This window comes from Bacteroidota bacterium (assembly GCA_018692315.1).
Classification (GTDB): Bacteria; Bacteroidota; Bacteroidia; order Bacteroidales; family JABHKC01; genus JABHKC01.
In genome coordinates this window covers 26,256-34,587 of record JABHKC010000234.1, presented here as the reverse complement: position 1 = coordinate 34,587, position 8,332 = coordinate 26,256, and the positions used below count along the sequence as shown (strand labels likewise).

The following is an 8,332-nucleotide window of genomic DNA, read 5'->3' as shown; positions in this document are numbered from 1 at the left end:
AATCTGTGAAACTGGTGGATGATATTTCTTGTCCACGAATTACACCGATTTACACTAATTTTTGTTTGCTACTTCTTTCGTGTAATCTGTGAAACTGGTGGATGATATTTCTTGTCCACGAATTACACCGATTTACACTAATTTTTGTTTTCTATTTCTTTCGTGCTAATTCGTGAAATTGGTGGATGATATTTCTTGTCCACGAATTACACAGATGTACACTAATTATTCTTACTATTTTCTTACAGTCAATTTGAAAAATAATTAACTAATAAATCATCCGTTTGTATTGTAAGCTTTGACTTCCGAAATTAATTAAAAGACCAAGCTTATTCCCTGTTGCTTTTAGATAATTCAAGACTTGCGACTGATGTTCTGGTTTTAGTGTAGTTAAAGCTTTGATTTCAACAATAATTTGATTGTAGCAAATAAAATCAGCAATATATTCCTTTTTTAGCTGTATCCCTTTGTAATTAATTAGGAGGCGCTTTTCGCGTACAAATGGAATCTGTTTTTTATAAAATTCAATTTCCAAAGCTTCTTGATATACTGCTTCCAAAAATCCACAACCTAATTCTTTGTGTACTTCAATTGCACAGCCGATAATCTTGTAAGCTTCTTCTTTATAAATTAATTTCTCCACATCCTTTCTTGTCCACGAATTGCACTAATTTACACTAATTTTTGTTTTCTATTTCTTTCGTGTTAATTGGTGAAATTTGTGGATAGTATTTCTTGTCCACGAATTGCACTAATTTACACTAATTTTTGTTTTCTATTTCTTTCGTGCTAATTCGTGAAATTGGTGGATGATATTTCTTGTCCACGAATTACACAGATGTACACTAATTTTTGTTTGCTATTTATTTCGTGTTAATCCGTGAAATTGGTGAATGATGTTTCTTGTCCACGAATTGCACTAATTTACACTAATTTTTGTTTTCTGTCTTCTTTCGTGTTAATCCGTGAAATTGGTGAATGATGTTTCTTGTCCACGAATTGCACTAATTTACACTAATTTTTGTTTTCTGTCTTCTTTCGTGTTAATCCGTGAAATTTGTGGATAGTATTTCTTGTCCACTGATTACGCCATTTGGCGTAACACCAATTAGAGTAATTATTAAATGCCTGACAGGATTTTTATTTATGGTACTATCTATTATTCTTTAATAAATTTCTCTTTCTCAACAATTTGAACCTTAGTTGAGCTTTCAATTGCTTTTAGAGCTATATCTTTAACTGATTTTTCCGAAGTATCTGCTTTCTGGTTGGTAGCTTTAAGCTGAACTTCCATTTCTTTTATTTTGCTCTGAAGAGTAGCAACTTCCAATTCTTTGAGCTTAATTAATCCTTCGGTTTCTTTAGCCTGAAGATTTTTTGCATGATTAAATTCTGAAGTTAATTTTGCCTCAAGTTCTGCTTTTGCTTCACTTACAGACTTTTCGAGTTCTTTTGGGAATTTATCTGAGATTTTCTTCAGTTCATTAAATTCCTTCTCATTTTCGATGATAGATTTTTCTCTTTCCACAAATTCTTTCTCGAAAACCAGTTTCTTTTCTTTTAAATCAGCTTCTTGTTTGTTTTTTTTCAGTTCGTAAGCATCGGTCTCTTTCTTTCGTGCTTGCAGCAGACTATAATTATACTCTTCCTCCTCTCGTTTCCTTGTTTTCTGAATTTGTTCTTTTTCTTCTTTAATCTGGGCTTCTTGCTCTGCTTTTTCTTTAGTCCATTTAGCTTTATTTTCTGCCATTCCGTTTTCAAAAGTTTCTTTTGCAGTTTTCATTTCTGTATCAAACTTTTCACGGCTTTCTTTTTGTGCTAATAATATGGCAGCTAATGAGTCTGCATTTGTGCTTAATCCGTAAAGATCTTCGAGTTTTTGCGACTCAATTTTAATTGCAGATTGTATTTCTGCCAACTTTTTATATTCTAATGAAAGGCTATCTTGAATTATCTCTAAAGATTCAAGAAAACTCGTTTTAATCTTTGTAATATTATCTACAATTCCTTCTTCAGTATTTTTTTGAGCCGATGAAACAATCTTCACAGACTCTTTTCTTTTCTGAACTTCTTTTGGATTGTCCTGCGATTTCTCCTCAAGTTTCAAAAGTAATTCATCGTAAGCATTAAGTATCTGAGCTTTGGTATTTGTTGTACTTAATTTCTTTTTTTCGCTCATTAGTTTTTTTTTAAAGTTCTATTGCTTTTTCTATTAAAAATTCCTGTATTTCTTTTCCTGAGGGTTCTTTTATTAGAAATTCAACTGGTTCGGAATAGTCAATATCTTCAAAATAACTTAGTTGTGCTCTGAAAAGTTTTTCGGAAAACAGTTGTCCATAAATATTGTTAGATACTTCTACAATTTGATTTATGGAATAATGGTTTTTAAGGATATAGTAAAGGTCAATATAATCTTTCCATTTAGAACGACGTCCTAAAGCAAATGCCTTCATAGCGGCCAAATTCAATAAATTTGGAATCTTAATTACATCTTCAAATAGGCAATTTGCTTCTACCGAATAAGGATAATTATAAAAAGTAAACTTTACATTATTAATAATAAGATTTAGTTGTTCTTCTGCTCGTCTTGTAACAGTGTAAACATGTTCAGTTGCTGAAATTTTGTTTAATATTCGATTTAAAACAAGTCTTTTTAATTTGAATAAATCATAATCAATTGATCTTCGATGCCCCAAATGAAGAGCTATTGCAGTTCCTCCAACTAAATAAAACTCTCTTTTAAACTGCTTCACTAAAGGTAACAATTCAATCTGATTTTTATTTAGAATCTCTTTATGCATTTTTTGAAAGAAAAATATTAAAGAAATTATAAACTTCAGGATAATAGTTCATTTTTTTTCTCCCTTTGGCGTTTTGCAACACTCTTAAAGCATTATTTCTCCCAAACATTTCGATTAAATGTAAACAGTTAGCTAATGTTCCATAATTTAATATTGTCTCCAAAAGCAACTCATTACTTATTTCTTCCTTTTTATCCTCCGGAATATACCAAAAAAGTGAACTGTGTTCGCGTATAAAAGCTTTTATTTCTGGAGAATTCATTTAGAATATAAAATGTATATCAACAATTAATTAGGAAAATATTTTGCAAGATGAAACTATCAATTTTGTTCGTGTTTTTACACAGCTTCGCCCCGTCAGTTACATATTAAATTAGCAACTATCTATATTTTAAATAAATAAGAAAAATGAAAAATTCAGTTTCCTTATTCTTTTACCAAATGTGCAATAGGAACATCAAAAACTAAAGATTGACCAATTGCATCTATTCTCAGTAAAACCTTATGTTTCCCTCTCAATTCAAGCAATTCGCCATGCATGCCTGCAAGTTGCCCCTGTTTCACCATCACTTTTTCACCAATACCAAAGTTCTCGCTCGTAACATCAATCTTGTAATTCTTTTCAATCAGAAATTTAATTGATTCAATATCTGAATCTGGTACATTAACCGCTTTTCCTTCAAGGGTTACATAACAAACCGAGTATGGATTTTGTAAAGCTTCATAATACTCTTTATTTGAAACTTTAACAAAAATATAAGATGAAAATAGTGGCAATTCGACCCATTTTTTTCTATCTTTCCATTGTTGGAGCGTTTTTGATAGTGGTAAAAATGTATCTATACCATCTTCAGTCAAAGCTTCGAATGCCTTCTTTTCAGATCTGGCTTTCGTATATATAGCATGCCAATTATATTCTCTATTTAAAATAGTGGTCATATAAAATTCCAATATTCAAAAAATACTTTTAATAGAACAAATAATACCATATTTTTCTCGTTCTGCTTAAAAGTATTCCTTATAATCTCAATAAAATTTTCCTCAATTCATTCACCAAAAAACAAGCCTGCAAAGAAATCAAATTTTCTTAATGTTAGCAAGTTTGTTGACTTTTTTTTGTTAAGTAATTTTACATGAGTCTCTATCGAATAGTAACAAACTGATTTAAATCATAATAAGAAATCTATTAGGCAAAAAAAGATTACTATTAATGGGGACTTATAAAAATAGTAAATTTCAAGGCGTAAGAAATTTGAAAACCGGAGTTTACTATTGTAAATGAGGATTTTAAAATTGCGAAACAACGAAGAAATTTGCATTTTTAGAGGTTTCCTAATGATAAATAGCAACAAATGAGATTCTACTCAACAATTTTTATAAACCAGTTTCAATTAAATTAATCAACTCTTCTTTACAAACCGGAGCAGTTCCTACTTTGGCAACTTTAATTCCGGCTGCTAAATTTGCCAGATATGCAGATTCTTTCAACGATATTCCAGAAGACAAAGCCAAGGCTATTGCAGAAACCACAGTATCGCCGGCACCCGATACATCAAAAACTTCTTTTGCTTTTGTAGGTATATGTTCTACAGCTTGCCCATTTTCAAAAACTGACATTCCTTTTTCGCCATTTGTAATTACTACATTACATTTTAACTCATTCATCAATTGTTTTCCGCATTTTTCAACATCCCCTGTGTCCCGGATTTTCATATTACACATTTCTTCAGCCTCTTTCTTATTAGGTGTTATTAAAAATACATCTTTGTAAAAAGCTTTATGCAATGGTTTGGGATCGGCAATTATTAAAATATTGTTTTCTTTAGCAAAAGTTTTAATATTTTCCATTAAATCGTTTGTTATTGTTCCTTTTGCATAATCAGAAATCAAAATTACAGAAATATTTTTATGCATCTTCAACTTATTTACAAATTGGCCTTTTGTATAACTATCAATGTAGTTTGTATCTTCATAATCAATTCTTAGCAATTGTTGGTTTTGAGCAATAATCCGAATTTTTTGAATAGTAGTTTTAGAATCCTGCACAATAATTCCATGATTATTGATATTAAGATTCTCTGTTTTTTCCAACAAAATCTTTTTAGCAGTATCATTTCCCAAAATACCATGAAGAAATGGATTACCACCTAAAGTAGAAATATTTGCAGCTACATTTGCAGCACCACCCGGAACATATTTTTCTTCTTCAACTTTAATGATTGGAATTGGCGCTTCTGGTGAAATTCTATCAACTTTACCAAAAATATACTTATCGAGCATCAAATCGCCAATTATTGCAATATTACAAGCTCTGAATTTGTTAATTGCCTCTATTAAATATTCCTTATTTATCATTCTCAATCTCATTAAAATTCAAACTGTAAATATATATTTTAAAATATTGAATTGATAAACAAAACAATTTTCTATTTTTGTTTCCTTGATTAGAATTAATTCTTTAATAGTATGAAATATTGTATTACCGGATTTTTTATTTTTATTTTTTCGATACAAGCTTTTTGTCAAGAAAATGAGAATATTGTTTTCGAAAATGATAAACTCAACCACTCATCGTCCATTTCAAAAAAAACAAGCAAATCACTTGAATTAGAATTTCAATTCAAAAACGAATCAAAAGATATTAACGATGCTGCAGCTCAAGCATTTGTATCTGGAGGTGTTCCGCCCTATAATTACAAATGGTCGGATACTGAAACTGATACTCTTTCTGACATTTCAAAAGAATTGACCGAGTCAAAAGAATATTTTCTTACAATTACAGACTCGAATAATGACACTATTATTGGAGAATTTGAAATTCATGCAGAATCTCCAGGCGAAATAATTAATTCGGTGTTCGTACCAATAGTTTTTTATATAGATAAGGTGTTAATGGCAGACATTTTTGCAATGTTAAATCTATATGATCCAACAATTTATAAAGATAATGGAGAAATTGCTATTTATCCGAATGGCGATACAAGAAAAATGAAAGTTCCAATAATTGTTATTTGGCTGGTTCTTGGTGCAATATTTTTCACTATAAGAATGAAATTTGTGAATTTCAGAGGATTCCGTCACGCAATCGATTTAATAAAAGGAAAATTTGACAACCCAAAAGACCAAGGCGAGGTTTCTCATTTTCAGGCACTTGCAACTGCCCTTTCAGCAACAGTCGGTCTTGGAAATATTGCTGGGGTTGCCATTGCAATTTCCATTGGAGGTCCAGGTGCAACATTGTGGATGATAATTGCTGGCTTGCTCGGAATGTCTTCAAAATTTGTAGAAGTTACGCTCGGCGTAAAATATCGCACAATAGACGAGGATGGACGCGTTTCAGGTGGTCCTATGTATTATTTAAATAAAGCTTTAGCAAAAAAAAATCTGGGTGGATTAGGGAAAGTTTTAGCAGCAATTTTTGCAGTTTTAGTTATTGGCGGCTCATTTGGCGGTGGCAATATGTTTCAAGCCAATCAAGCATTTTCGCAATTTGCAAACATGATTCCAGAGATTTCTGAATATGGAACATATTTTGGAATTATCGTGGCTATTTTGGTTGGAATAGTAATAATTGGAGGTATAAAAAGTATTGCAAAAGTTACAGAAAAAATTGTTCCTATAATGGCAATTCTTTATGTTGCTACATCGCTTATTATCATAGTATTAAATATAAGTGAAACAGGAAATGCTTTCAGTATGATTTTTCATGGAGCGTTTGCACCTAATGCGTTAAAAGGAGGAATAGTTGGAGTATTAATAGTTGGATTTCAACGAGCTGCTTTTTCTAATGAAGCTGGCGTAGGTTCTGCATCAATTGCCCACTCGGCTGTGAAAACTGAAGAACCAGTAAGCGAAGGAATTGTGGCACTTTTAGAGCCATTTATCGATACTGTTGTGATTTGTACAATGACAGCACTTGTCATAATTTTTACCGATTCTCCTGAAAATCCTGTTCTGAGTAATCCGGAAAATCTTGAAGGAGCACAACTTACTTCTGCGGCTTTTGGGAGTGTATTTTCATGGTTTCCATACGTTTTGATGGTGGCAATTTTCCTTTTTGCTTTTTCAACAATGATTTCTTGGTCCTATTACGGACAAAAAGGATTTAATTATCTGTTTGGTGGTTTCTTCGAAAAAACTTTCGGCGACAGGAAATATATGAGAACAACATATCAATTAATCTTTCTTTGCTTTGTAGTTGTAGGAGCTTCATCAAGTTTAGGGGCTGTAATTGATTTCTCAGACATGATGATTCTAAGTATGGCTTTCCCAAATATTTTAGGATTAATAATTCTTGCTCCTGAGGTGAAACGCGATCTTGATTCTTATTTTAGAAGAATAAAAAATGGTGAGATAAAAAAATACAAATGATGTTTTGATTGATTATTTTATATTGAGGTTTTAATAATCAATCAAAAAGCTTATACATTGAATCTAATATGTAAAATATCACCATCTTCGACAATGTAATTTTTCCCTTCAATAGAAAGTTTTCCTTTTTCTTTGCAAGCATTTTCTGAACCAAGAGTTACAAAATCATTGTATTTCATAACTTCTGCACGAATAAAACCTCGTTCGAGATCGCTGTGAATTACTCCGGCGGCTTGTGGAGCAGTCATCCCTTTTTTCAAAGTCCAGGCTCTAATTTCTTTAGGTCCAACTGTAAAAAATGTTTCGAGATTTAAGATTTTATAAGCAGAGCGAATTAGCGAATTTACACTAGGCTCGCTAAGTCCAACATCTTCAAGAAATTCTTGTCTGTCTTCAAGGCTTTCCAATTCAGCAATTTCTGACTCTAAACCAGCGGCTATTGTCAAAATTTCTGCATTATGTTCCTTCAAAGCTTCCTTAACTTCTTCAACATAATTATTGCCCGAAACTGCTGAACCTTCGTCAACATTACATACATAAAAAACTGGTTTTGCAGAAAAAAGAAACAAATCGTCTATATGTTTTGCATCCAACTTTTCTACGGGAGCAGTCCTTGCAGGCTGAAAGTTTTCAAGATGGTCTTTGTAAATTTTTAAAACTTCAATTCCTTTTTTTGCATCTTTATCGCCTGACTTTACTATTTTTTCTAATCTTACAATCTTCTTTTCTACTGACTCAAGATCTTTTATTTGCAGCTCTAAATCAATAGTTTCCATATCTCGAATCGGATTAACAGAACCATCAATATGTGGCAAATTTTCATCATCGAAACAGCGCAATACATGAATCAAAGCATCGGTGTTTTTTATATCCGACAAAAATTTATTTCCTACTCCTTCGCCTTTATTCGAACCTTTTGTTAAACCTGGAACATCGACAATTTCCACTGTTGTTGGAATTATTTTTTGAGTTTCCTGATGCGAATTTAATTCTGCCAGTCGATTATCCGGAACTTTTATTGTTCCAATATTTGATTTATTTGTACTGAATGCAAAAGCTGTAGATTCAGCTTTATTATCAGATATACAATTAAATAGTGTTGTTTTTCCTGAATTTGTTAATCCGATTATTCCACATTGTAATGCCATTTTCTTATCGCT

Annotated in this window: 8 protein-coding genes; 1 reads left to right on the top strand and 7 read right to left on the bottom strand. The window is 31.6% G+C overall.

All coding sequences use genetic code 11. The annotated features are described in order from the left end of the window. Window positions 1-268: 268 nt before the first annotated feature. The 6 genes from HN894_17435 to rfaE1 form a co-directional block, all read right to left on the bottom strand. The gene (locus HN894_17435; GenBank protein MBT7145108.1) at window positions 269-643 is read right to left on the bottom strand and encodes a GxxExxY protein; all 375 of its coding nucleotides are present in this window, start codon (window positions 641-643) and stop codon (window positions 269-271) included. Window positions 644-1,159: 516 nt separating this feature from the next. After that, window positions 1,160-2,179 carry a hypothetical protein gene (locus HN894_17430; GenBank protein MBT7145107.1) on the bottom strand — a complete coding sequence of 340 codons (1,020 nt, stop codon included), beginning with the start codon at window positions 2,177-2,179 and terminating at the stop codon, window positions 1,160-1,162. A gap of 10 nt (window positions 2,180-2,189) precedes the next feature. Further along, entirely contained in the window at window positions 2,190-2,801 is a 612-nt protein-coding gene (locus HN894_17425; GenBank protein MBT7145106.1) for a nucleotidyl transferase AbiEii/AbiGii toxin family protein, read from the bottom strand. After that, window positions 2,794-3,063, bottom strand: a complete 270-nt coding sequence (locus HN894_17420) for a hypothetical protein (protein ID MBT7145105.1) — start codon at window positions 3,061-3,063, stop codon at window positions 2,794-2,796. Before HN894_17420 ends, HN894_17425 begins: the two co-directional genes overlap by 8 nt. A 164-nt stretch (window positions 3,064-3,227) precedes the next feature. Further along, on the bottom strand, window positions 3,228-3,740 hold the full coding sequence (locus tag HN894_17415; GenBank protein MBT7145104.1) for a UpxY family transcription antiterminator: 513 nt from the start codon (window positions 3,738-3,740) through the stop codon (window positions 3,228-3,230). 435 nt (window positions 3,741-4,175) lie between these two features. Then, a complete protein-coding gene (gene rfaE1 / locus HN894_17410) occupies window positions 4,176-5,156 on the bottom strand; it encodes a D-glycero-beta-D-manno-heptose-7-phosphate kinase (protein MBT7145103.1) in 981 nt (326 codons plus the stop codon). 111 nt (window positions 5,157-5,267) lie between these two features. Between rfaE1 and HN894_17405 the strand changes: the two genes are divergently transcribed. Next, complete coding sequence (locus HN894_17405; protein MBT7145102.1) at window positions 5,268-7,172, top strand: amino acid carrier protein; 1,905 nt, start codon at window positions 5,268-5,270, stop codon at window positions 7,170-7,172. 50 nt (window positions 7,173-7,222) lie between these two features. On the opposite strand, the gene ychF is transcribed toward HN894_17405, so the two are convergent. Next, entirely contained in the window at window positions 7,223-8,320 is a 1,098-nt protein-coding gene (gene ychF / locus HN894_17400; GenBank protein ID MBT7145101.1) for a redox-regulated ATPase YchF, read from the bottom strand. Between the last annotated feature and the right edge of the window lie 12 nt (window positions 8,321-8,332).